Origin of the sequence: Escherichia sp. E10V5, assembly GCF_004212315.1 — a bacterium.
GTDB lineage: Bacteria > Pseudomonadota > Gammaproteobacteria > Enterobacterales > Enterobacteriaceae > Escherichia.
In genome coordinates this window covers 1-23,731 of sequence record NZ_RHJM01000006.1, presented here as the reverse complement: position 1 = coordinate 23,731, position 23,731 = coordinate 1, and the positions used below count along the sequence as shown (strand labels likewise).

Genomic DNA, 23,731 nt, shown 5'->3' with positions numbered 1-23,731 from the left:
TGATGTTTGTTTTTGCCGGGTCGCCCCGGCTTTTTTATATTTTAAGATTGTTCGTACAAATTTTACACTCCCTCAAAATAATTGCACAATATGCTAAAAAAATATGAACGACATGCTGTTTTATTGTTCATATAAATCTTAAAAGCAAAAAAATATCTCACTACCCCTTTAAAATTTCGGTGAATACCCATATTTATTGATATACTGAAGTTGCTTCAGATAAAAACGCATTGAACCTCGAATAACGTTGTCTAGTAACACGAATTAGGGGGCCATGATGGAAAAAAACAATGAAGTCATTCAGACTCATCCGCTCGTAGGGTGGGACATCAGCACCGTTGATAGCTATGATGCGCTGATGTTGCGTTTGCACTACCAGACCCCAAATAAGTCCGAGCAGGAAGGGACTGAAGTTGGTCAGACACTCTGGTTAACTACTGATGTTGCCAGACAATTTATTTCGATATTAGAAGCAGGAATCGCCAAAATTGAATCTGGTGATTTCCATGTCAATGAGTATCGGCGTCATTAACATGACATGACCATCCACCCAAAAGGCACCTTAACGGTGCCTTTACCATTTCTGGGTTGTATATCGTTTGTTACTTATTTACTCTGCTTAAACCATGAGAGCAGAGAGAAAAAAATGAAATACGATCTCATCATTATTGGCAGCGGTTCCGTAGGCGCTGCAGCCGGGTATTATGCCACCCAGGCCGGTTTGAAAGTGCTGATGACCGACAGCCATATGCCGCCACATCAACACGGCAGCCACCACGGAGATACGCGATTAATTCGCCATGCTTATGGCGAAGGCGAAAAGTATGTCCCGCTAGTACTCCGTGCGCAAACCCTGTGGGAAGAACTCTCCCGTCACAACGAAGAAGACCCCGTTTTTGTGCGCTCCGGCGTCATCAACCTCGGCCCTGCTGACTCCGAGTTTCTCGCCAATGTCGCCCACAGCGCGGAACAATGGCAACTCAACGTCGAAAAACTGGATGCACAGACAATTATGGCCCGCTGGCCGGAAATACGCGTCCCTGACAACTATATCGGGCTATTTGAGGCCGATTCCGGTTTTTTACGCAGCGAACTGGCGATTAAAACCTGGATCAAACTGGCGAATGAAGCTGGCTGCGCACAACTGTTTAACTGTCCGGTCACCGCAATTCGTCATGACGATAACGGCGTAACTATTGAAACGGCGGACGGCGAGTACCAGGCGAAGAAAGCGATCGTCTGTGCAGGTACCTGGGTAAAAGAGCTGCTACCAGAACTGCCCATCCAGCCCGTACGTAAAGTATTCGCCTGGTATCAGGCCGATGGCCGCTATAGCGTGAAGAATAAATTCCCGGCCTTTACCGGTGAATTGCCCAATGGCGATCAATACTACGGTTTTCCGGCGGAAAACGATGCTCTGAAGATTGGGAAACATAACGGTGGTCAGGTCATTCATTCAGCGGATGAACGTGTTCCGTTTGCGGAAATCGACAGTGACGGTTCCGAAGCTTTCCCATTCTTACGTAGTGTGTTGCCAGGTATCGGCTGCTGCCTGTATGGCGCTGCTTGCACCTATGATAATTCGCCTGACGAAGATTTTATTATCGATACCCTACCAGGACACGCTAATACGCTACTGATTACCGGCCTGAGTGGGCATGGCTTTAAATTTGCTTCGGTATTAGGGGAAATAGCCGCTAATTTTGCGCAAGACAAAAAAATCGATTTTGATTTAACGCCATTCCGGCTTTCCCGCTTCCAATAATCATCATCACGGCCTCTAAGTTGAGGCCGTTTTTACAGGAGCTTTTAATGCGTCGCCTGGTGAACTATCTCATCAATAATATTCGCGAACATCTCATGCTTTATCTTTTTCTCTGGGGGGTATTGGCGATTATGGATCTGATCTATGTGTTTTATTTTTAATCACCAGGCGCTGACACAAACTGACAAAAATTTAATTTCCCTTTCATTTGGCGTGAAAATTTGAATAAGCTTATTCCAGTCGCAACAGCATTCACCAGACATCCCTCAGCCTGGAACCACTAAACTTATGAAGATTCTTTCATTATTAAATCAAAATTATTGAAATAAAAATAAATATCATTCGGATTGTTGTTTTTAAGTTGCAATTCATCTCATGACAGGCCATTTTCATTACCTCGTGAATATGTTCTGGATGCAGTTATGCAATTCATAAATTCCCCTCAACGCTATGGTGTTATTTCTGCCGCTTTGCATTGGCTAACGGCAATTATTGTCTATGGCATGTTTGCTTTAGGTTTGTGGATGGTAACGTTAAGTTATTACGACGGTTGGTATCATAAGGCGCCAGAGTTGCATAAAAGCATCGGTATTCTATTAATGATGGGGCTGGTTATTCGCGTTCTCTGGCGTTTAATTTCTCCTCCGCCTGGCCCACTGAAAAGCTATTCCCCCGGTATACGTTACGGAGCGAAAGCAGGCCATCTGGCACTTTATCTTTTGCTCTTTGCTATTGGCTTGAGCGGCTACCTTATTTCGACCGCCGATGGCAAACCCATCAGCATCTTTGGTTGGTTTGAAATCCCCGCAACGCTTGCCGACGCAGGCACGCAAGCTGACTTAGCAGGCGCTCTACATTTCTGGTTTGCCTGGAGTGTCGTCGTCCTGTCAGTTATGCACGGATTTATGGCGCTGAAACATCATTTCATCGATAAAGACGACACCCTGAAGCGCATTCTGGGAAAGTCGTCATCTGACTATGGAGTATAAAAAATGAAAAAAAGCCTGCTTGGTTTAACCTTCGCTTCCCTGTTGTTCTCTGCCGGTTCAGCTATCGCTGCCGATTACAAAATTGACAAAGAAGGCCAGCACGCCTTTGTCAATTTCCGCATTCAACATCTGGGCTACAGCTGGGTTTACGGCACTTTTAAAGATTTCGACGGTACTTTTACGTTTGATGAAAAGAATCCGGCTGCCGATAAAGTCAATGTCACCATTAACACCACCAGCGTAGATACCAACCATGCCGAGCGCGATAAACATCTGCGCAGCGCGGATTTCCTCAACACAGCAAAATATCCGCAGGCAACCTTTACGTCCACTAGCGTAAAAAAAGACGGTGACGAGCTGGATATCACAGGTGATCTGACACTGAATGGCGTAACTAAACCAGTAACGCTGGAAGCGAAGTTGATTGGTCAGGGCGACGACCCATGGGGTGGTAAACGTGCAGGCTTCGAAGCTGAAGGTAAAATTAAGCTGAAAGACTTCAATATCAAGTCAGATTTAGGTCCGGCCTCTCAGGAAGTTGATCTGATTATTTCGGTGGAAGGTGTACAGCAGAAATAATGCTGAAATGTTGCCGGATGACGCGCATCCGGCAATGATGTTTATTCCGCAGGATCAGGTATGCCCAGTGTCGTATTCAGGCGTCCCCGCGACTTATTGAAGATTTTATTGCCATTTTCTCGCCCGGCTCGACGGCGTCGCTGTTCTTCTGGCGGTAACGCGCTCTCTTCGCAGCAAATCTCACTACAACACCCCTTGAATTTCTCAGCACACGTCGGACACTGGATAAACAGCAAGTGACAGCCATCATTTTTACAGTTGGTATGGCTGTCGCATGGCGTGCCGCACTGATGGCAATGTGCAATAATTTCATCAGAGATGCGCTCGCCCATCCGTTCGTCAAAAACGAAATTTTTGCCAACAAAACGCACTGGTAAGCCTTGTTCACGCGCCTTACGGGCGTATTCAATAATGCCGCCTTCAATATGCCAGACTTTATTAAAGCCGTTATGCTTCATCCAGGCACTGGCCTTTTCGCAACGAATGCCACCAGTGCAGTACATGACGATTTTTTTATCTTTATGCGTCTGCATCATCTCAACCGCTTTCGGCAGTTGTTCACGAAAGGTATCAGCCGGAATTTCCAACGCATTTTCGAAATGGCCGACTTCATATTCATAGTGGTTGCGCATGTCGATAAACAGCGTATCGGGATCATCAAGCATGGCATTCACTTCCGCCGCTTGCAGGTATTCCCCGACATTAGTGGCATCAAATTGAGGATCGTCAATCCCGTCGGCGACAATCCGCTCGCGGACCTTCATGCGCAGCACCCAAAAGGATTTCCCATCATCATCCAACGCGATATTCAGGCGTAAACCATCTAAAGCAGGATCAAAAGCATAAAGCTGTGCACGAAATGTCTCGACGTTGCTCGCTGGTACACTAATTTGCGCGTTGATCCCCTCATGTGCCAGATAGACCCGGCCAAAAACATTCAACGAAGCAAATAGCTGATATAAAGCATCGCGGGTCACTTTAGGATCGGCAATATGGAAATATTTATAAAACGAAATGGTGGTGCGCGGTTCACTCTCGGCCAGCATTTTGGCTTTCAGTGCGTCGTTGGAAATTCGGTTGTGTAACACTGGCATGGTGTACGGTTCCTGCGAGGTGGGAAAGTAAAATCCGGCGCATGATATAGCAATAATCGCAAATTAACATCCACACATTTTACGCTACATTTGCGCATTAAAAATTATTAATAGTTTACATGCGCGGCATTTTCGCCCAGTCTTCAGCCTCAAATTTTGGTTGAGGGCGAAAAAATGCGACAATACATACAATTGCCCGTATAGGTTGAAAGACAGGATTGATATGACGAATCTACCCAAGTTTTCCACCGCACTGCTTCATCCGCGTTATTGGTTAACCTGGTTGGGTATTGGCGTACTTTGGTTAGTCGTTCAGTTACCCTACCCAATCATCTACCGCCTTGGCATTGCGACGGGGCGACTGGCGTTACGTTTAATGAAACGACGCGCCAAAATTGTGCATCGCAACCTGGAACTGTGCTTCCCGGAAATGAGCGAACAAGAGCGCCAGCAGATGGTGATTAAGAATTTTGAATCCGTTGGCATGGGACTGATGGAAACCGGCATGGCATGGTTCTGGCCAGAAAGTCGGGTTGCCCGCTGGACGGAAGTTATCGGCATGGAGCATGTCCGTGACGTGCAGGCGCAAAAGCGTGGCATCCTGTTAGTTGGCATCCATTTTCTGACGCTGGAACTCGGTGCACGACAATTTGGAATGCAGGAACCGGGGATCGGGGTTTATCGCCCGAATGACAACCCATTGATCGACTGGCTGCAAACCTGGGGCCGCCTGCGTTCGAATAAATCGATGCTCGATCGCAAAGATTTAAAAGGGATGATTAAAGCCCTGAAAAAAGGTGAAGTCGTCTGGTATGCGCCGGATCACGATTACGGTCCGCGCTCGAGCGTTTTTGTGCCGTTGTTCGCCGTTGAGCAGGCGGCAACCACTAGCGGTACCTGGATGTTGGCACGAATGTCCGGCGCATGTCTGGTGCCATTTGTCCCTCGTCGTAAGCCGGACGGCAAAGGTTATCAGTTGATCATGCTACCGCCAGAGTGTTCACCGCCTCTGGATAACGCTGAAACCACCGCCGCGTGGATGAACAAAGTGGTCGAAAAATGCATCATGATGGCGCCAGAACAATACATGTGGTTGCATCGCCGCTTCAAAACGCGCCCGGAAGGCGTTCCTTCACGTTACTAACCTTCTTTATGCCGGATGCGCAGCATCGCATCCGGCACATCAGCATCAAATTCCCTGATTTAGCGATAAAAGCTCTCTGCATTGCGTCACTTATAAGTCAGGCGCATAATTAGTGTGCTTATCTTTTATTCTCTTGTTCACCGCGCCCTGGCGCACCAACAGCGGATTGCTATGTCACCCTGTGAAAATGACACTCCCATAAACTGGAAACGGAACCTGCTCGTTGCCTGGCTTGGCTGTTTTCTTACCGGCGCCGCCTTCAGTCTGGTAATGCCATTCTTACCCCTCTACGTTGAGCAACTTGGCGTTACGGGCCACTCGGCGCTAAATATGTGGTCAGGGATTGTCTTCAGTATTACCTTTCTATTTTCCGCCATTGCTTCTCCGTTCTGGGGAGGATTAGCTGACCGAAAAGGTCGAAAAATTATGCTCCTGCGCTCTGCCCTCGGGATGGGTATCGTGATGGTGCTGATGGGGGTAGTGCAAAATATCTGGCAATTTCTGATCCTGCGAGCATTGCTGGGTCTGCTCGGTGGATTTGTCCCTAATGCCAACGCACTAATCGCCACTCAGGTCCCACGCAATAAAAGCGGCTGGGCGCTGGGTACGCTCTCTACCGGTGGCGTTAGCGGCGCGCTGCTCGGCCCCATGGCTGGCGGCTTGCTTGCCGATAACTACGGCTTACGTCCGGTATTTTTTATTACCGCCAGTGTGCTAATACTCTGCTTTTTCGTCACCCTGTTTTGTATCAAAGAGAAATTCCAGCCAGTCAGCAAAAAAGAGATGCTGCACATGCGGGATGTCGTGACATCGCTTAAAAACCCGAAGCTGGTACTTAGCCTGTTTGTCACAACATTAATCATCCAGGTCGCCACCGGTTCAATCGCGCCAATCCTGACACTCTATGTCCGCGAACTGGCGGGGAATGTCAGTAATGTTGCTTTTATCAGTGGCATGATTGCCTCGGTCCCCGGTGTGGCTGCGCTACTTAGCGCGCCACGGCTTGGCAAACTGGGGGATCGTATCGGGCCAGAGAAGATCCTGATAACGGCGCTGCTCTTTTCTGTGCTGCTGTTAATCCCTATGTCTTACGTCCAGACACCATTCCAGCTGGGGGTTTTACGCTTTTTACTCGGAGCCGCCGATGGCGCGTTACTCCCCGCAGTACAAACGCTACTGGTTTATAACTCAACAAACCAAATCGCCGGACGAATTTTCAGCTACAACCAGTCATTTCGTGATATTGGCAACGTTACGGGACCATTGATGGGCGCGGCTATCTCAGCAAACTATGGTTTCCGCGCAGTGTTTCTGGTCACCGCAGGAGTTGTGTTGTTTAACGCGGTTTATTCCTGGAACAGTTTGCGTCGCCGCCGATTGCCCCAAGTGACAGGCTGATTTTTCGCCTTTCATACTTGCAAAAGCGCATAATCAGCTATTCTTTCCCTGAATACATCATCAAATCAAAGGGAGAATCGTGATGACTATGTACGCAACGCTTGAAGAAGCCATTGATGCCGCACGGGAAGAATTTCTTGCTGACAACCCCGGAATTGATGCAGATGAAGCAAATGTGCAACAGTTCAATGTCCAGAAATACATTCTGCAAGATGGCGACATTATGTGGCAGGTTGAGTTTTTTGCTGATGAAGGCGAAGAAGGTGAATGTCTGCCAATGTTCAGCGGTGAAGCTGCACAAAGCGTCTTTGACGGCGATTATGATGAAATTGAAATCCGCCAGGAATGGCAGGATGAAAATACGCTGCATGAATGGGACGAAGGCGAATTTCAGCTTGAGCCGCCCCTGGATACTGAAGAAGGACGCGCTGCCGCCGATGAATGGGATGAGCGTTAATTACTCATATGGCCCATGTTGAATATCAATGGGCAGCAGTAAGGTATCAAAGACGAGGGAGAACGGCAGATCGAGGATCGTAACATAGCGCCATGCGGAGTCACGAACATCCCATTGCACCCCGGGATAATATTGGTTGCCATGCCCCTGCCCCGGTAAAGTGCGGCTAATGATGCTGCCACAGCCACTCAGTAAGGTAACCATGATGCCTACCACAATGAAACGCATTTGATACCTCTTTCCTAAAAAAATACCGGCATTACGCCGGTATCTTTATTGGCTCGTTGTTTTGCCGGATGCGGCGTGAACGCCTTATCCGACCTACAAAATCTTGCAAACTCAATATATTGCAGGAACGATGTAGGCCTGATAAGCGTAGCGCATCAGGCAACTACGTTTTTATTGCGAAGCCGCATCCGGGTTACGCAATGCCTGTGGATTCAGCTTTATCCCTTCATAGTAACTCACCCATGAAGAATATTTCTCCGGAGAGTTCCATACGCGGAAATGCAAACGTGCCATCGTTACCGGATCGCTCAAAAGCACCAGACGACGATCGCGGTTCAGCTTCTCTGGCGTCTCGTTCAGCGCCTGTTCAACGTGGCGGTCACGGGCGATTTCCAGCACCTTACTGGCGCGGTGACGAGCGGTCGCCATTGCCGTTGCCAGGGCGTTAAACGACGGGTTAAATACCGCGTGCATAAAGCCATCGTCGAGAGAACGTTGACGGTTCATCTCAAGGAAACGATCGGTATCTACCAGCACCTGCGGCGGTGAATACTCTTCCGGGATCAGGAACAGTTTCCAGCGTTTAGCACGCAGCCCCACGGTCGCACGACTGGAGATCACCGAAACAAACGGTGACAGGATCAGCGAGAAGACAATCGGCGCCAGCCAGAACAGGAATCTCAGATCCAGCCATGCCATACCAACCGCCCACACCAGGCCCAGTAACAGTTGCGAACCGTGACGTTTAAACGCTTCTCCCCAGGAAGTGGAGTCATCATCACGTTGCGGTGAATTCCACACCACCTCCCAGCCGAGGAAGGCACTGACCACGAATACCGTATGAAACAGCATGCGCACCGGCGCCAGCAGTACGGAGAACAGCACTTCCAGCAGCAGCGACAAAGTGACGCGCCAGAAGCCACCATACTCTTTAGTCCCTTTGCACCAGATGAGCAAAATACTCAACAATTTTGGCAGGAACAGCAGCACCATTGTTGAGGCAAACAGTGCAATCGCCAGTTCAGGACGCCATTGCGGCCACACTGGGAACAACTGCCGTGGTTGCAGGAAGTATTGCGGTTCGGTCAACGCATGCACTACCTGCAATGCGGTCGAGAGCGCGAGGAACATAAACCACAGCGGCGCAGAGAGATAAGACATTACCCCCGTCAGGAACACCGCACGGTGTACCGGGTGCATCCCTTTGACCAGGAACAGGCGGAAGTTCATCAGGTTGCCGTGACACCAGCGACGGTCACGCTTTAGCTCGTCCAGCAAGTTTGGTGGCAACTCTTCATAAGAGCCCGGGAGATCGTACGCAATCCATACTCCCCAACCTGCACGGCGCATCAGTGCCGCTTCTACAAAGTCGTGCGACAGGATTGAACCGGCAAAAGAGCCTTCACCCGGCAACGGCGCCAGCGCGCAGTGCTCGATAAAGGGTTTCACGCGGATAATCGCGTTATGCCCCCAATAGTGCGACTCGCCAAGTTGCCAGAAGTGCAGACCGGCAGTGAACAATGGCCCATAAACACGGGTCGCAAACTGCTGGCAGCGCGCGTACAGCGTATCCATACCAGATGCTTTCGGCGAAGACTGGATAATCCCGGCGTTCGGGTTGGCTTCCATCAGGCGCACCAGGCCGCACAAGCAATCACCGGTCATCACTGAATCGGCATCCAGCACTACCATGTAGCTGTACTGACTGCCCCAGCGACGGCAGAAGTCATCGATATTACCGCTTTTACGCTTTACACGACGGCGGCGGCGGCGATAGAAAATCTGCCCTTCGCCGCCGACTTCAGCGATAAGCTCCATCCAGGCTTTTTGCTCTGCGACGCAGATATCCGGGTTGTAACTATCACTCAGAATGTAGACATCAAAGTGTTTAGCATTGCCGGTGGCTTTTACCGATTCCCACGTTGCGCGCAAGCCGGCAAAGACGCGATTCACGTCTTCATTACAGATGGGCATGATCAATGCCGTACGATGCTCCGGGTTTAGCGGTTCATCGCCAACGGTCGACGCAGAAATACTGTATTTATCGCGACCAATGAGCAGTTGCAGGAACCCCATCAACGCGGTCCAGAAACCGGCAGACACCCAGCAGAAAAGAACAGCAAAGAGGATCAGAATGCCGGTTTGCAGCATATAGGGCAGGAGCTGCATAAAGGAAACCCACAGATCCTGATCGACCATATCAACCGGATTAATAAACGCCCACCCCTGGTACGGCAGAATCGTCTTCATGTACCAGGTAGCGACAACGGTTTGCGCCAGTGTCAGGATAAGCAGGATATAACGACGGATTGTCCCAACGGTACGCCATTTTTGCTCGCTTTCCTGTTCTTCTTTGGTCAACCGAGCCAGATAGCGCGGTGTCACATCGCGGCCGCGCAGACGATCCCAGAATCGCCCTACCGGGTTAGTTCGCCACGGATCGGGAAACATAGAGGAGCGTTTTGCTTTCGGCATTGCCTGAAGCTGATCGCGTCCTTCGTCGTCCTTAATTAACTGCCCATCAGCCAGCGAATCCGGCCAGGCTTGTTCAAGACGTGCCTTCACCGACCCTTGCGGGGAGTCATCCTCCCGCGCATAGATGCGGTGTTCGGCATCCAGCGCCTGATGAACGGCGCGGATATCGGTCTTCGGCAATGCCGCTTTCTCACTGGCGGAGATGGGCATTGCGTCAATGTACTCAGTTGTTTTATTCATTGGCAGGTAACTGGTAGCTCCAGGTTTCACTCAACGTCTGATCGGCATTCACCAGCGCAGCACGCATTTCTGTGGTTTTCTTGGCATCTTTCACTTTCACGCGCATTACCAGACGCCAGCCTTTGGTGACCGGGTTATAACGCACTGTACTCTCTACAATCTCACCATTATCGCCAATACTGGTTTGTGCGGTGACTGGCGTATCCGCTGGCAGTTTTTTCATTTCTGCACCAGTAAAATCGACCACAAAGGCGATAGTACCGTCAGGTTGACGAATCAGGTTTGATTGTTTCACATCCCCCGTTGAACGACGCGTCTGCTGTACCCAGGCGTTATCTGGCGCATGCAATTTGTCTTCGTCCCGGCTGAAGGTGATGGTGTATTTAAAGTTCATCTCTTTACCCGGTTCCGGCAGCTGGTCCGGCGTCCAGTAAGCGACGATGTTATCGTTAGTTTCATCGTTAGTCGGGATTTCTACCAACTCAACGCTACCTTTGCCCCACTCCCCTTTCGGTGTTACCCAGGCGCTTGGACGCAGATCGTAACGGTCGTCGAGATCTTCAAAACGAGAGAAGTTGCGGCCACGCTGTAACAGACCAAACCCTTGCGGATTCTCCATAGAGAAGCTGCTAACTGCCAGATGTTTCGGGTTATTCAGCGGACGCCAGATCCACTCGCCGTTACCGGCATGGATAGACAAGCCGTTTGAGTCGTGCAATTCCGGACGATAGTTATTCGCCGGAGACGGCTGGTTCGGTCCGAACAGGAACATACTGGTTAGCGGCGCAACACCCAGTTTGCCGACTTTGTCGCGCAGATAAATTTTAGACTGCACATCAACAACCGTGTCACGTCCTGGCATAACCACAAATTTGTAAGCGCCTGTCGCTCGCGGTGAGTCAAGCAATGCATAAATGGTTAAACGTTTATCAGTCGGTTTTGGACGCTCGATCCAAAACTCTTTAAAGCGCGGAAACTCTTCACCGGATGGCAACGCGGTATCAATTGCCAGGCCGCGGGCAGAAAGGCCATATACCTGACCTGCACCAATCACGCGGAAATAGCTGGCCCCGAGCATGCTGACGATTTCATCGTTTTTATCTTTGCTGTTGATCGGGTAAAGCACTTTAAAACCGGCAAAACCAAGGTCTTTTACCGTGTCTTTGTCATGCTGAACATCGCCGAATGTAAAATAATCCGGACTGTATTTGATTCTTTTTACTGCCGTTGCAGTAACTTCATTGATTTTGACCGGCGTGTCGAAGTACATACCCTGATGGTAGAACTCGAGCTTGAATGGGGTCTTCAGATTGTTCCAGTAGGCTTTGTCATGATTAAACTGGATCTGCTGATAATCCGCGTATTTCATGTCGCGGAAAACGGAGGGCAAGTTGCTTTTAGGCGCCTCATAGCCTTTTCCGGCTAAGGATTGAGCTTGCTTTGCAACATCGTCAATGCTGAACGCCCAGCTTGAAGAGGTATACAGGGTTAACATTACTGCAGCACTCAACCAACGCATTTTCATCATTTGTAGTTTATGTTTCATAATAAGTAAGCACTTCCCCCTTTGTGTGCTTATATCGATCCGATCTATTTTAATGGATAACCAGCCATTACGACAACAGAATCCCGGCGTTATTCAGCATGCTGGCTCATGGATTAAGCACTTGATTGCGGCCGTTTTCACTTTCCGTGCTTCTCCTAAAGACAGAAGCAGCGAGTTCGTGTAGGGTTTGCCAGCAAATTTATTTATCAACAGTCTTACAGACGCTTCCATTTTGGTTAGTGGTAGTGACTATGCCGCGCAAAAACACCCGTGAAGCCTGTGCCAGATGCGGTCAGGTCGATGTTGTTATGGCAAAAGCCTAAAGGCATTACCCGGCAGGGATAAGACGAAAAATCCGAGATTAGTTAATCATATATGAATCCAGTACCCGCGCAGCGTGAATATTTCCTCGACTCCATCCGCGCCTGGTTGATGTTGTTAGGGATCCCTTTTCATATTTCTTTAATCTATTCAAGCCACACCTGGCATGTGAATAGCGCAGAGCCGTCCTGGTGGCTGACACTTTTTAACGATTTCATCCACTCGTTCCGCATGCAGGTATTTTTCGTTATTTCTGGTTATTTTTCCTACATGCTTTTTTTGCGCTACCCATTGAAAAAATGGTGGAAAGTTCGTGTCGAACGCGTAGGGATCCCGATGTTAACGGCCATTCCTCTGCTGACCTTGCCGCAATTCATTATGCTGCAGTATGTCAAAGGCAAAGCAGAAAGCTGGCCTGGCCTGTCATTGTATGACAAATATAATACACTGGCCTGGGAATTAATTTCGCACCTGTGGTTTTTACTGGTATTGGTGGTCATGACGACACTTTGCATATGGATATTTAAGCGCATCAAAGATAATTTAGATAATTCCGATAACAAAAATAAAAAATTCTCAATGGCTAAACTATCGGTGATCTTCTTATGCCTCGGCATCGGCTATGCGGCAATAAGAAGAACGCTCTTTATCGTTTATCCGCCTATTTTAAGCGATGGCATGTTCAATTTTATTTTCATGCAGACGCTGTTTTATATGCCGTTTTTTATCCTTGGTGCATTAGCTTTTATTTTCCCTAATCTTAAAGCCTTGTTTACCACACCTTCTCGTGGTTGCACACTCGCTGCAGCAATGGCATTTGTCGCATATTTGCTCAATCAACGTTACGGTAGCGGTGATGCCTGGATGTATGAAACCGAGTCGGTGATCACGATGGTACTCGGCTTGTGGATGGTGAATGTGGTTTTCTCCTTTGGTCACCGCTTGCTCAATTTTCAGTCGGCACGGGTGACCTACTTTGTAAACGCATCGCTGTTTATCTACCTGGTTCACCACCCGTTAACGCTGTTTTTCGGCGCATACATCACCCCGCATATCACCTCAAATTGGCTTGGTTTTCTCTGCGGTCTGATATTTGTGATAGGGATTGCGATAATTCTGTATGAAATTCATTTACGCATTCCGTTGTTGAAGTTTTTGTTCTCCGGAAAACCGGCCATTAAGCGCGAGAATGATAAAGCGCCAGCCCGCTGAGCCACACTTACAATAACCATTCAACGGGTAATATTGACGCCAGTCTGACCAAAACCCGCTTCCAGAAACTGGTTGCGGGTTCTTTTTTGAGAATAATTTCTTCCTTCCCGTGGCGATCGACCCAGTTAATCCGCCCCCATCGATCCAGACGCAGCTGCCAGGCCGCATCATACTGACTCTGAATAAAGCGTTTATCGATCAGTTGCGCCAGCGTTTTGCTCTCTATTACCAGGCCCATTTCAGTGTTGAGTAATGTTGAACGCGGGTCGAAATTGAATGAACCAATAAATACGGTTTTGCCATCGACACTGAAGGTCTTGGCATGCAGACTGGCACCGGAATTCCCGGTTATTCCGCGGTCGTGCAGTGTACCGGGTTGTTCCTGCGTCGGCTTTAGTTCATAGAGTTCCACGCCATAACGGAGCAATTTTTTGCGCCAGCGTGCGTAGCCAGCATGCACCACAGCGACATCATTGGCGGCAAGTGAGTTGGTTAAGATTGCTATCTTTACCCCTTTTCTTACCATCCGTAACAGTTGCGCTACACCTGCACGCGTCGGCACAAAATAGGAAGAGATAATATCAATCCGCTCGCCGGGTGACCCCATGATATCGAACAGACGCTGCGGCAGAAGGGAATGGCGTTTTGCTTTGCCCTCCCCTTTCGCAGGATCATCACTTAATAAACGCGTTTTTGCCCAAATAAGCGGTAACGCCCCCTCAACGAGTTGATTCATAAAAGGGCTTGATTCCAGTTTACGTAAATAGCGATGCGTGATGCTGTCATTATGCCAGGATGCGGGTAGTTCAATACGATCAGCCATTTCACCTTCTGGCACATCCAGAACATGCTGCAAGGGTGAAACTGATTTGCAATACCAGTAGCGGGCAAAATCATCAGCGACGTCCTCAACAACCGGCCCCATTGCCATCACATCTAAATCTGAAAAAAGCGGTTCTTCTCCTGCACCAAAATATGCATCGCCAATGTTTCTCCCCCCCACCAGCGTCACCACGCCATCGACGGTAAAACTCTTATTGTGCATACGTCGATTGAGACGGGAAAAATCGGTGATATAGCCAAGCGGACGCAATAAGCGAAATGAGAAAGGATTGAAAAGTCGAACTTCAATCCGCGGGTGGCTATCGAGCAAGCGTAAAATGTCATCAAGTCCGGGGGTATTGTTGTCATCAAGCAACAAACGAACGCGAACGCCACGCTTCGCGGCGGCTAACAGAGCGGAAAACAGTAACCGCCCCGACATATCGTCCTGCCAGATGTAATACTGAACATCCAGCGTATGTTCCGCCATTTCTGCCAGGCGATAACGTGCGGCAAACGCATCCAGACCTTTATCAAGGGGGAAAATGCCGCACAGTCCTGGATGTTGCGAACACAAGTGCAACACCGCGCTCGCCAGCCGAGGCAAATCATTCATCTCCTTGTTGGGTAAGGAGTCTTTCGTAGAGATGGGCGTTTTCTTCATCATAACAGACAAAGTATACCTGCTCGGGTAAAGCGTGACGGATAATAAATTCCGAAACGGTTTTTACTGCTATTTCAGCCGCTGCTGCGCGTGGGTATCCATAAACACCAGTACTAATGGCAGGGAAAGCTACCGATGTATAACTGTTCGCCGCCACCAGTCGCAGACTATTGAGATAGGCATCCTGCAATAGCAGATCTTCATTTTGTTCTCCGCCGCGCCACACGGGTCCAACAGTATGTACAACAGCTTTGGCGGGGAGATCGCCTGCGAGGGTAATTACTGCGTGTCCCGTAGGGCAATCGCCCTGTTGTTGTCTGACTTTTAAACAGGCATCCAGCAGCGCCGGACCGGCAGCGCGATGTATAGCGCCATCGACGCCGCCTCCCCCCATCAACGATGGATTTGCCGCATTAACAATCACATCAACGGCCAGTTTGGTAATATCGCCCTGTACAACATGAATACGCGATTTCATAACGCCTCCTTACACCATCTTGTTTCTTAAGTGTACAGCAGGGTTTTTAGAGAAATCGCATTTTTCTTGTCGGCGACGTGAGTGGTTCAGAAACTTAGTTATATTCGATATTCATCACAGCCAGCTTTTTCTGCTCATCAAGATACTGCACTTTTACTGAGGCAATTTGCGCATTTTTAACTTTGCCGCTCATTAGCTCTTTGCTGGAATACGTTTTGCTCTGTACAGGACCATTTTGCATACAGGTCATTTCAACTGGCGCTTGTAGGGAGCTCACGTCACACGCCGGTTCCACAATTTGACCATAAAAATGAATCACGCCACCTTGCGCATTGCTTTCCGCTGTTGCAAAAAAAGGAAAAACCAGGCTGCCAAGCATAAGGGAGTTTAATAACGGTCTGAACATCTCTTCTATTTCCTCAATGATTAATCATCCTTGAGGGTGTGTTATCCATGCTTTCAGGTGGTCGATTCGTATCAGACCATTCTCTTCCGGCTCATTTTATGCTCAACTATCAATACATTAAGACTTTCCTGAAGAGGGCGGCCATTGTTGTGATAAATGAAGTGACTGTCCATCAGAAACAGTAACAACTATTTTCACCCGATCGTCCGGGGAAATATTTAAACTCAACTTCGTCAAGGCAATGGGTTGATTAGCGGGTAATGAAAGGGTTTTTTCTTGCTTCGTCTGACTTTGTCCCGAACTGCCTTCACGCAGAGATAATATTTGCACCCGGCACAAGCATGATTGCGTCAGAGTAACCTCAGGAATAATGGTGTACATGTCACCTTGCTGGGTTGTATTAAAGGTTATCTGGCTGGAAAGCGCCGCGAGAAGTAATAACGCGTTCATACTATTCTCCCGAAAAAAAACAGGGCTTGCGCCCTGTTTCTGTAATACAAATTCTATATTAGTACTGATGAGCGGTCGCGTTGTTACCAAAGCCAACCTGAGTTACGTTGACGCTGGAGTTAGATGCAGTCTGGTCAACTGCTGCACCGTTGCCGCCACCGAACTGTTTAACAGTCATTTCAGAGTTTTTACCGTTCCACTGATCCAGTGTCGCGCTGTTACCAAAGCCACGTTGGGTCAGTTCAATTGAGCTGTCATCAGAACCTTGTCCCACGTCTGCGCCGTTACCGCCGCCGTGCTGGGTAATAGTCAGATCAGAGTTGCGGGCATCAGCCTGCAATGCAACAGCAGAGTTACCGCCACCGTATTGGTAAATATTCAGTTCAGAATTCGGGCCGCTGTTATTACCGCCACCACCGTGGTTGCCGCCGCCACCGCCGTACTGAGGAATAGAACCTGCCAGAGCGCTACCGGAGAATACGATTGCTGCAATTGCTGCTACTTTTAAAAGTTTCATGTAAAACCCCCATCGGATTGATTTAAAAGTCGAATGGAAATTAACGCTGTGTTACGCGAATAGCCATTTGCGACTGTCTCTGCACTACAATTGCCGTTTTTTGAGTACCATACTGCGTAATATTTGCTTTATTACCAGAACCTTTCTGGATAATCATTGCTGTATTACCATATGCGCCCTGCGAAATACTGGCATCGTTGGCATTGCCCGCCTGATCAATATACGCAAGGTTATAATCTCCTGTCTGGTCAATCTTTGCCCGGTTGTTATTACCATCTTGCGAAACAACCGACAAAAGTTTAGAGCCTCCCTGCCGTAACTGTGCACTATTATTAGCACCAGCTTGACCAATTATGGCTGCCTGATTAAATGAAGACTTACTCAATTCATTTACCGCAAAGTTATACTCTGAATTAGCTAAATCATAACCTGCCGCGGCTGCAATCCCAGGCGCACCCAGTACTGTTAACATCATAAATAACAATCTGTTTTTCATGTTGTCACCCTGGACCTGGTCGTACATTTAAGAAATTTAAATCATTTCAACTTGGTTGTTAACGCAAACCGTTTTTTGTTAACGCTGCGTTACGATGGAAAGTATGTCTGCGGAAATATTTTTAATAACTCACCCGCGCGTTGTATTTTTCTTTTTTTACCCATGCCAAAGTATTAAAACTCGCGTAAATACGCTGTTATTTACGCAAAAATTATTTTGTTTACTTTTAAACCGTCGTTTTTTGACCGCGAAAATTCGACAAACTATCTCTCCTCATGATTCACGAAGATTCTGTCGATATGTTTGCCTGACAAGCCGTCACAAACATCGTTTTTTTGCAGCCAAAAATTGTCCATGAAGAGAATCTGAAAATGCAGACAATTTTAGCGCAACAAAAGGACCAGAGATAAATAACATTTATTAAAATAATCATGTGGTTACGTGTATTTGTATGACTTTTCAAAATTGTGCAATAAAAGCCATATGTACAACTTTTCTATCATTACCAAACTTAACAATCCATTAATGTTAACAAATTTAATTACCAGATTACATTTTGTTACATGTTTAACACTTGATTTAAGATTTGTAATGGCTAGATTGAAATCAGATGTAATCCATTAGTTTTATTTTTTACCCATTTAGGGTTGATTTATTACTACACACAGCAGTGCAACATCTGTCAGTACTTCTGGTGCCTTTATTGAATAAAGGCAGCTGTCAGGTGTGCGATTAATAAAAAGAGCGGGGTTTCATCATGTTTAATGAAGTCCATAGTATTCATGGTCATACATTACTGTTAATCACTAAACCTTCCTTGCAAGCGACTGCGTTATTGCAGCATTTAAAACAATCGCTGGCAATCACAGGAAAACTACATAACATTCAACGTTCTCTGGACGATATATCTTCTGGCTGCATTATTTTGTTGGATATGATGGAAGCAGATAAAAAACTCATCCATTACTGGCAAGATACATTAAGCAGAAAACACAACAACATCAAAACACTGTTGTTAAATACTCCAGACGATTACCCGTACCGCGACATTGAAAACTGGCCTCATATCAACGGTGTTTTTTACGCCCTGGAGGATCAAGAACGCGTCATCAATGGGTTGCAAGGCGTCTTACGCGGGGAATGCTACTTTACGCAAAAACTTGCCAGCTATCTGATTACACATTCAGGTAACTATCGTTATAACAGCACGGAATCTGCCCTCCTTACTCATAGGGAAAAAGAGATCCTTAATAAACTGCGTATCGGCGCCTCCAATAACGAGATTGCTCGTTCGCTGTTCATCAGCGAAAATACGGTTAAAACGCATCTTTATAATCTTTTCAAGAAGATAGCAGTCAAAAACCGGACTCAAGCAGTCTCATGGGCAAACGATAACCTCAGGCGATAAAGCCATGAAACGTTATTTATGCTGGATTGTAGCAGCGAATATTTTCTTCGCTGCGGGGAATGTTCACGCCGTAGAGGTAGAAGTACCGGGATTGTTAACTGACCATACTGTTTCATCCATTGGACATGATTTTTATCGTGCCTTTAGTGATAAATGGGAAAGTAGCTATACCGGGAACTTGACGATTAATGAAAGGCCCAGTGCACGATGGGGAAGCTGGATCACCATAACGGTAAATCAGGACGTTATTTTCCAGACTTTTTTATTCCCATTGAAAAGAGACTTCGAGAAAACTGTTGTCTTTGCACTGGCACAAACTGAAGAAGCACTGAACCGTCGACAGATTAGTCAGGCTTTACTGAGTACGGGCGATTTAGCGCCTGATGAATTTTAAATTAAATTGTCCGGAGGCTGCAATGCGTGTCAAACATGCAGTAATTCTACTCATGCTAATTTCGCCAATAAGTTGGGCCGGAAATATGACCTTCCAGTTCCGCAATCCTAATTTTGGTGGCAACCCCAATAATGGTGCTTTTTTACTAAACAGCGCCCAGGCACAGAACTCGTATAAAGACCCTAGCTATAATGATGACTTTGGTATTGAAACACCCTCGGCGTTAGATAACTTCACCCAGGCCATTCAGTCACAAATATTAGGTGGGCTGCTGACAAATATTAATACAGGTCAGCCAGGACGAATGGTGACTAACGAATATATCGTCGATATTGCCAACCGGGATGGTCAGCTGCAACTGAACGTAACCGATCGTAAAACGGGTCAAACGTCCACGATTCAGGTTTCGGGATTACAAAATAACTCAACCGATTTTTAAGCCCCAGCTTTGTAAGGAAAATAATATGCAGCGCTTATTTGTTTTGGTTGCAGTCATGTTGCTGAGTGGATGCTTAACCGCACCACCAAAAGAAGCCGCCAAGCCGACATTAATGCCTCGAGCTCAAAGCTACAAAGATTTAACCCATTTGCCTTCGCCAACGGGCAAAATCTTTGTCTCGGTATACAACATCCAGGATGAAACTGGACAATTTAAACCCTATCCGGCAAGTAACTTCTCCACCGCAGTTCCGCAAAGCGCGACCGCTATGTTGGTCACCGCATTGAAAGATTCGCGTTGGTTTGTACCGCTGGAGCGTCAGGGCCTACAAAACTTACTGAACGAACGTAAGATTATTCGTGCGGCACAGGAAAATGGCACCGTTGCGCTCAATAACCGGATCCCGCTACAGTCGCTGACGGCAGCCAATATCATGGTTGAAGGGTCGATTATTGGTTATGAAAGTAACGTGAAATCGGGCGGTGCCGGGGCGAGATACTTCGGTATTGGCGCCGATACGCAGTACCAACTTGACCAAATCGCGGTGAACTTGCGTGTCGTTAATGTCAGCACCGGTGAAATCCTGTCATCAGTGAACACCAGTAAGACCATTCTTTCCTATGAAGTCCAGGCCGGCGTCTTCCGCTTTATCGACTACCAGCGGTTACTGGAAGGGGAAGTAGGATATACCTCAAACGAACCCGTTATGCTATGCCTGATGTCGGCGATTGAAACCGGTGTTATCTTCCTGATTAATGATGGTATCGACCGCGGTCTGTGGGATTTGCAGAATAAAGCAGATCTGCAGAATGACATTCTGGTGAAATACCGCCATCTGTCAGTACCGCCGGAATCCTGATCCATAAAAATGCCGGAGTATTAATCCGGCTTTTACGTATTCAATATAAAGCGTGATTCTCTCACGCTTTATTTTTTACTTGTTGCTCATGGTTAGCGGTCTTAGCACTGCGCGCCGCCAACCAAAGCCCACTGTTTTTCATCGCGTAACCAAACACCAGCCCAAGCGCCAGAGATGGCAATACCAGTTTCCAGTTTCCCTGCGCGGCAAACGTCGCACACGCGCCGATAAATGTACCCGGAACAAATGAAAGCAATAGCTGTTTGGCCTGAATACACATCAGGAAAGCGACAATGCCAGTCATGACATAGCCAACTATTTCCAGATGGGGTGCCAGCGCACTACCGTAAATAATGACCATTGCCCACACCACACCGCTAAGCAGCGTTGCAGCGGAGATCGCCAACCCTTTCAGGCCGCCTTGCGGACAGGCAAAGTAGGCCGTGCAGCCAAGGAAACCCGCCCAGCTGAGTAAACCAAGGGAAACAGCCACCCATCCCCAGATACCGGAGAGAATGCCTGTTGTGATTGCAATAGAGAGAAGTATGTTCATGCCGCGAATGATAGCAGAAAACGCGGCCATGAATGAGATCGAGCACACATTTTATGCAACGTAGAGTTTGATGTTGCATTTATTAGTGACCACTATCACACTTATTCTTCTTTTTCTTCCTCAAGTTCATCCCACATTGCGCCGATAGCATCGCGGGTCAGTGGTGCCATAGTGCGCCAGAACGGCGTGGTTGCATGGGCCTCAATTTTACCGAGAAATGCGCCACACCACGGCAACAGATACTCGCTGAACAACGTTTCCAGTGCTTCGCTTTCATCTTCCGTTGACTGATCTTCCAGCCAGGAAGCCGCGAGCAGTAACGTGCCGATGTGATCGGCTGGCGTATCTGCTAACGGCATCCCGCGTTCTGAAAGAAAAGCACGCACTTCCGCTTCCGTCGCGCCCTCAACCCAGGCACTGCGGTAAGGCGGTACTGCACATTCATCGCCGATAAACAGCGCATTGTAATTGGCAGATACTTGCGCCATATCACAACTTTTCTGCAAGCGTGCCAGCAACTCATCCTGCTCCAGAGGCCAGCTCGCTGCCAATTTTCCCTCACGAATCAGGGTAAACAGCGGAACCAGTAAAGGGTCCTGCGGTTGGCGGTAATAAAGTGACCCCAGTACACGACACAGGATAGAAAACTCGTTCATTTATTTATTTCCATAAAAGCAATTAAAGTTCAGCAAATTCCGCAATCGGCGCCATACCGCGGGATTCCAGGAAGTTGAGTAAACGGCGCGGTGAAACATTCAAAATGCGTTCTTCTGGAAAATCAACCGCGTCAAGAATTTTACGACACTCTTCAAAATCCCCCATAGTAAACGCGGTATGAGAATCCGAGCCTAATGCCACCCAACCGCCAGCATCGCGCACCGCAGCGGCAACTGCACGGCAGTTATCTTCACTGCCTTTGCGCGAGTGTAAGAAGGACGAATTATTGATTTCCAGCGCGACCTGGTGTTTCGCGGCTGCTTCCGCAACTGCTTTGAAATCAATGGAATATTTCGGATTGCCCGGATGGCTTATTATGTGCACATTGCCGCTGGCGATAGTCGCGATCATCGCTTGCGTATTGGTCGCTTCATCATGTGGTGCAAAAACCGGTTCATGAAAACCAGCAATGATTAAATCCAGCGACTCAAACATTTTGCCGCTACAGTCAATTTCACCGTCAACATTTTTAATGTTGGCTTCAATGCCGCGCAGGATCCCTACCCCATCAACCACTCGTGGCCAAATACGCATATTAATGAAATGCCAGTGATGCGGCGCATCTTCCATATCCGGGCCGTGATCGGTAATTGCAAAAAGCTTGATTCCCTTCTGTTTAGCCTGGGCAATGTAGTCACTTAATGTGCTGTATGCATGCGTGCTGGCAACGGTATGCATATGTAGGTCGACGGGATACATAACTCTCTCCTGTATTCAATTCTTGCCAAGGATAGCAGGAATCCTGGCGCTTTATTAGTAGCCTCGAACTCGGTCGACTTGCCCGCTGACAGCCTCACCTCTTTCTAGCTGGGAAATGGTGCGCGAAATATACTCCACTGCTTCGACGGGGCGAGTAATAGCTGCCACATGTGGCGTTATCGTGACGCGTGGATGTTGCCAGAGCGGGCTTTCCGGCGGTAAAGGTTCACGATTAAAAACATCCAGCATTGCTCCTTTAATCTTGCCACTTTCCAGCGCCGCGAGCAGGTCATCTTCCACCACATGGACGCCACGCGCCAGATTGAGAAGATACGCGCCATCCGGTAATTGATTGAATAATTGTTGATTAATAATGCCGACGGTTTCGGGCGTATTCGGTAACAGATTAATCAGTACCCGGCATTGACTCAGAAATGCCTTCAGCTCTTCGCCTCCAGCAAAGCTTTGTACATCTGGCCAGGATTTACGACTGCGACTCCAGCAACGCAGCGGAAAGCGCCATGTTTGTAGACTCTGTGCGACTTTACTGCCCAACACGCCAGCGCCCAGGATGCCAATTGTAAAATCTTCCCGATGATATTCAGGCAGCGGTTGCCAGTGTGAAGCATTTTGCTGGATTCGATAATCGTCAAAACGTCGGAACCAATGTAGCACCTGGCTGACAGCATATTCCTGCATTTGCTCACCCATACCGGTATCTTCCAGGCGGAAAAGCGGAATGGAGGGTTTAAGCATTTCAGGGTGTGCCTGTAGTTTACTCAATATAGAATCCACACCGGCGCCTAGTGCAAACACAGCTTTAAGATCGCGTCCTGCCAGCATTTCAACTGGAGGATGCCAGACTAACGCATAATCCGCGCCCTGGTTATCTCCGTTTTTCCAGGCTCTGACCCTGGCATGAGGTATCGCTTTACTCAGCGCCTCAATCCACCATTTTGAGTCAAAGGTTGGGTGATAAAAGATGATATCCATATTGGCTCCCGAAAAGAGTTGAGCGGAATTTATTCGCGCTTATTGTTATGATCTGCAAGGAACATCAGAATAGCAAATCTGCTGTCGGTGGCAAAAAAAGCGAAACTTGCTTATTTAAGCCGCAAATTGATTGAAGTTTGAATAAACGCACTTTTTTTTAAAAAAGTTTGTTGACCCGAGGCGACTATTTCCCTAAATTAGCGCCCGTTACAGCAAGACAGGAACAACAATTTGGTGAGGTGTCCGAGTGGCTGAAGGAGCACGCCTGGAAAGTGTGTATACGGCAACGTATCCGGGGTTCGAATCCCCGCCTCACCGCCATATTTAAAGAAGAGCTCGTACGAAAGTACGGGCTTTTTTTTCGCATGTGACCCGTCCTGAATAGCGT

General features: G+C 47.9%; 27 protein-coding genes and 1 tRNA gene. 14 read left to right on the top strand and 14 right to left on the bottom strand.

The window, feature by feature from the left end; translation table 11 throughout:
• Nucleotides 1–277: 277 nt before the first annotated feature.
• The 5 genes from bssS (at nt 278) to D9738_RS04745 (ending at nt 3,333) form a co-directional block, all read left to right on the top strand.
• The gene (gene bssS / locus D9738_RS04765) at nt 278–532 is read left to right on the top strand and encodes a biofilm formation regulator BssS (RefSeq protein WP_000414435.1); all 255 of its coding nucleotides are present in this window, start codon (nt 278–280) and stop codon (nt 530–532) included.
• Nucleotides 533–646: 114 nt separating this feature from the next.
• On the top strand, nt 647–1,765 hold the full coding sequence (solA, locus tag D9738_RS04760) for an N-methyl-L-tryptophan oxidase (RefSeq protein WP_130259663.1): 1,119 nt from the start codon (nt 647–649) through the stop codon (nt 1,763–1,765).
• A gap of 47 nt (nt 1,766–1,812) precedes the next feature.
• Entirely contained in the window at nt 1,813–1,926 is a 114-nt protein-coding gene (locus tag D9738_RS04755; protein WP_001253741.1) for a YceO family protein, read from the top strand.
• 261 nt (nt 1,927–2,187) lie between these two features.
• Nucleotides 2,188–2,754, top strand: a complete 567-nt coding sequence (locus D9738_RS04750) for a cytochrome b (protein WP_130205491.1) — start codon at nt 2,188–2,190, stop codon at nt 2,752–2,754.
• A 3-nt stretch (nt 2,755–2,757) separates the two neighbouring features.
• Nucleotides 2,758–3,333, top strand: coding sequence for a YceI family protein (locus D9738_RS04745; RefSeq protein ID WP_064528519.1), 576 nt, complete (start codon nt 2,758–2,760; stop codon nt 3,331–3,333).
• Nucleotides 3,334–3,374: 41 nt separating this feature from the next.
• Here the strand turns inward: D9738_RS04745 and D9738_RS04740 are convergent, their stop codons facing one another.
• On the bottom strand, nt 3,375–4,427 hold the full coding sequence (locus D9738_RS04740; protein WP_130205489.1) for a rhodanese-related sulfurtransferase: 1,053 nt from the start codon (nt 4,425–4,427) through the stop codon (nt 3,375–3,377).
• Nucleotides 4,428–4,650: 223 nt separating this feature from the next.
• Here D9738_RS04740 and lpxL point away from each other — a divergent pair, with 223 nt between their 5' ends.
• From lpxL to D9738_RS04725, 3 genes are all read left to right on the top strand, one after another.
• Nucleotides 4,651–5,571, top strand: coding sequence for a kdo(2)-lipid IV(A) lauroyltransferase (gene lpxL / locus D9738_RS04735; protein ID WP_130205487.1), 921 nt, complete (start codon nt 4,651–4,653; stop codon nt 5,569–5,571).
• A 171-nt stretch (nt 5,572–5,742) separates the two neighbouring features.
• On the top strand, nt 5,743–6,969 hold the full coding sequence (gene mdtG / locus D9738_RS04730; protein WP_130215860.1) for a multidrug efflux MFS transporter MdtG: 1,227 nt from the start codon (nt 5,743–5,745) through the stop codon (nt 6,967–6,969).
• A gap of 82 nt (nt 6,970–7,051) precedes the next feature.
• Nucleotides 7,052–7,426, top strand: a complete 375-nt coding sequence (locus tag D9738_RS04725; protein WP_130205483.1) for a MysB family protein — start codon at nt 7,052–7,054, stop codon at nt 7,424–7,426.
• On the opposite strand, the gene D9738_RS04720 is transcribed toward D9738_RS04725, so the two are convergent.
• From D9738_RS04720 to mdoG, 3 genes are all read right to left on the bottom strand, one after another.
• Complete coding sequence (locus D9738_RS04720) at nt 7,427–7,654, bottom strand: YceK/YidQ family lipoprotein (RefSeq protein WP_130205481.1); 228 nt, start codon at nt 7,652–7,654, stop codon at nt 7,427–7,429.
• Nucleotides 7,655–7,825: 171 nt separating this feature from the next.
• Entirely contained in the window at nt 7,826–10,369 is a 2,544-nt protein-coding gene (gene mdoH, locus D9738_RS04715; RefSeq protein WP_130205479.1) for a glucans biosynthesis glucosyltransferase MdoH, read from the bottom strand.
• Nucleotides 10,362–11,897: a glucans biosynthesis protein MdoG gene (mdoG, locus tag D9738_RS04710; RefSeq protein ID WP_130258319.1), complete on the bottom strand. Its 1,536-nt coding sequence runs from the start codon at nt 11,895–11,897 to the stop codon at nt 10,362–10,364. Before mdoG ends, mdoH begins: the two co-directional genes overlap by 8 nt.
• A gap of 393 nt (nt 11,898–12,290) precedes the next feature.
• On the opposite strand from mdoG, the gene mdoC reads away from it, so the two are divergent.
• Nucleotides 12,291–13,448 carry a glucans biosynthesis protein MdoC gene (gene mdoC, locus D9738_RS04705; RefSeq protein WP_130222069.1) on the top strand — a complete coding sequence of 386 codons (1,158 nt, stop codon included), beginning with the start codon at nt 12,291–12,293 and terminating at the stop codon, nt 13,446–13,448.
• A gap of 7 nt (nt 13,449–13,455) precedes the next feature.
• Here mdoC and clsC read toward each other — a convergent pair whose 3' ends face one another.
• The 6 genes from clsC to csgB form a co-directional block, all read right to left on the bottom strand.
• Nucleotides 13,456–14,937 (bottom strand): cardiolipin synthase ClsC, encoded by a 1,482-nt coding sequence (gene clsC / locus D9738_RS04700; RefSeq protein WP_130259662.1) that lies wholly within the window; start codon nt 14,935–14,937, stop codon nt 13,456–13,458.
• Nucleotides 14,879–15,412 carry an O-acetyl-ADP-ribose deacetylase gene (gene ymdB / locus D9738_RS04695; protein ID WP_130259661.1) on the bottom strand — a complete coding sequence of 178 codons (534 nt, stop codon included), beginning with the start codon at nt 15,410–15,412 and terminating at the stop codon, nt 14,879–14,881. Before ymdB ends, clsC begins: the two co-directional genes overlap by 59 nt.
• 94 nt (nt 15,413–15,506) lie before the next feature.
• Nucleotides 15,507–15,818 (bottom strand): type 1 fimbrial protein, encoded by a 312-nt coding sequence (locus D9738_RS04690; protein ID WP_130205471.1) that lies wholly within the window; start codon nt 15,816–15,818, stop codon nt 15,507–15,509.
• Between the two features lie 117 nt (nt 15,819–15,935).
• On the bottom strand, nt 15,936–16,268 hold the full coding sequence (gene csgC, locus D9738_RS04685; protein WP_000992819.1) for a curli assembly chaperone CsgC: 333 nt from the start codon (nt 16,266–16,268) through the stop codon (nt 15,936–15,938).
• 58 nt (nt 16,269–16,326) lie between these two features.
• The gene (gene csgA, locus D9738_RS04680; RefSeq protein ID WP_000771421.1) at nt 16,327–16,785 is read right to left on the bottom strand and encodes a curli major subunit CsgA; all 459 of its coding nucleotides are present in this window, start codon (nt 16,783–16,785) and stop codon (nt 16,327–16,329) included.
• A 40-nt stretch (nt 16,786–16,825) separates the two neighbouring features.
• Entirely contained in the window at nt 16,826–17,281 is a 456-nt protein-coding gene (gene csgB, locus D9738_RS04675; protein ID WP_130205467.1) for a curli minor subunit CsgB, read from the bottom strand.
• 757 nt (nt 17,282–18,038) lie between these two features.
• Between csgB and csgD the strand changes: the two genes are divergently transcribed.
• The 4 genes from csgD to csgG are packed head-to-tail and all read left to right on the top strand — an operon-like array spanning nt 18,039 to nt 20,381.
• A complete protein-coding gene (gene csgD, locus D9738_RS04670; RefSeq protein WP_064528493.1) occupies nt 18,039–18,689 on the top strand; it encodes a biofilm master transcriptional regulator CsgD in 651 nt (216 codons plus the stop codon).
• Between the two features lie 4 nt (nt 18,690–18,693).
• Nucleotides 18,694–19,083 carry a curli production assembly/transport protein CsgE gene (csgE, locus tag D9738_RS04665; RefSeq protein WP_130205465.1) on the top strand — a complete coding sequence of 130 codons (390 nt, stop codon included), beginning with the start codon at nt 18,694–18,696 and terminating at the stop codon, nt 19,081–19,083.
• Between the two features lie 22 nt (nt 19,084–19,105).
• Nucleotides 19,106–19,522 carry a curli production assembly/transport protein CsgF gene (csgF, locus tag D9738_RS04660; protein WP_130205464.1) on the top strand — a complete coding sequence of 139 codons (417 nt, stop codon included), beginning with the start codon at nt 19,106–19,108 and terminating at the stop codon, nt 19,520–19,522.
• 25 nt (nt 19,523–19,547) lie between these two features.
• Nucleotides 19,548–20,381 (top strand): curli production assembly/transport protein CsgG, encoded by an 834-nt coding sequence (gene csgG, locus D9738_RS04655; RefSeq protein WP_130205462.1) that lies wholly within the window; start codon nt 19,548–19,550, stop codon nt 20,379–20,381.
• 61 nt (nt 20,382–20,442) lie between these two features.
• Here csgG and D9738_RS04650 read toward each other — a convergent pair whose 3' ends face one another.
• The 4 genes from D9738_RS04650 to ghrA all read right to left on the bottom strand — a co-directional run bounded on the left by D9738_RS04650 (nt 20,443) and on the right by ghrA (nt 23,343).
• Nucleotides 20,443–20,934 carry a DUF1097 domain-containing protein gene (locus D9738_RS04650; RefSeq protein WP_130205460.1) on the bottom strand — a complete coding sequence of 164 codons (492 nt, stop codon included), beginning with the start codon at nt 20,932–20,934 and terminating at the stop codon, nt 20,443–20,445.
• Between the two features lie 101 nt (nt 20,935–21,035).
• A complete protein-coding gene (gene ycdY / locus D9738_RS04645; protein ID WP_130259660.1) occupies nt 21,036–21,590 on the bottom strand; it encodes a molecular chaperone YcdY in 555 nt (184 codons plus the stop codon).
• A gap of 22 nt (nt 21,591–21,612) precedes the next feature.
• The gene (ycdX, locus tag D9738_RS04640) at nt 21,613–22,350 is read right to left on the bottom strand and encodes a zinc-binding phosphatase (RefSeq protein ID WP_130205456.1); all 738 of its coding nucleotides are present in this window, start codon (nt 22,348–22,350) and stop codon (nt 21,613–21,615) included.
• Between the two features lie 54 nt (nt 22,351–22,404).
• Nucleotides 22,405–23,343 (bottom strand): glyoxylate/hydroxypyruvate reductase GhrA, encoded by a 939-nt coding sequence (gene ghrA, locus D9738_RS04635; protein WP_130205454.1) that lies wholly within the window; start codon nt 23,341–23,343, stop codon nt 22,405–22,407.
• Nucleotides 23,344–23,576: 233 nt separating this feature from the next.
• Here ghrA and D9738_RS04630 point away from each other — a divergent pair.
• Nucleotides 23,577–23,664: transfer RNA gene (locus D9738_RS04630), tRNA-Ser, on the top strand.
• Nucleotides 23,665–23,731: the final 67 nt, after the last annotated feature.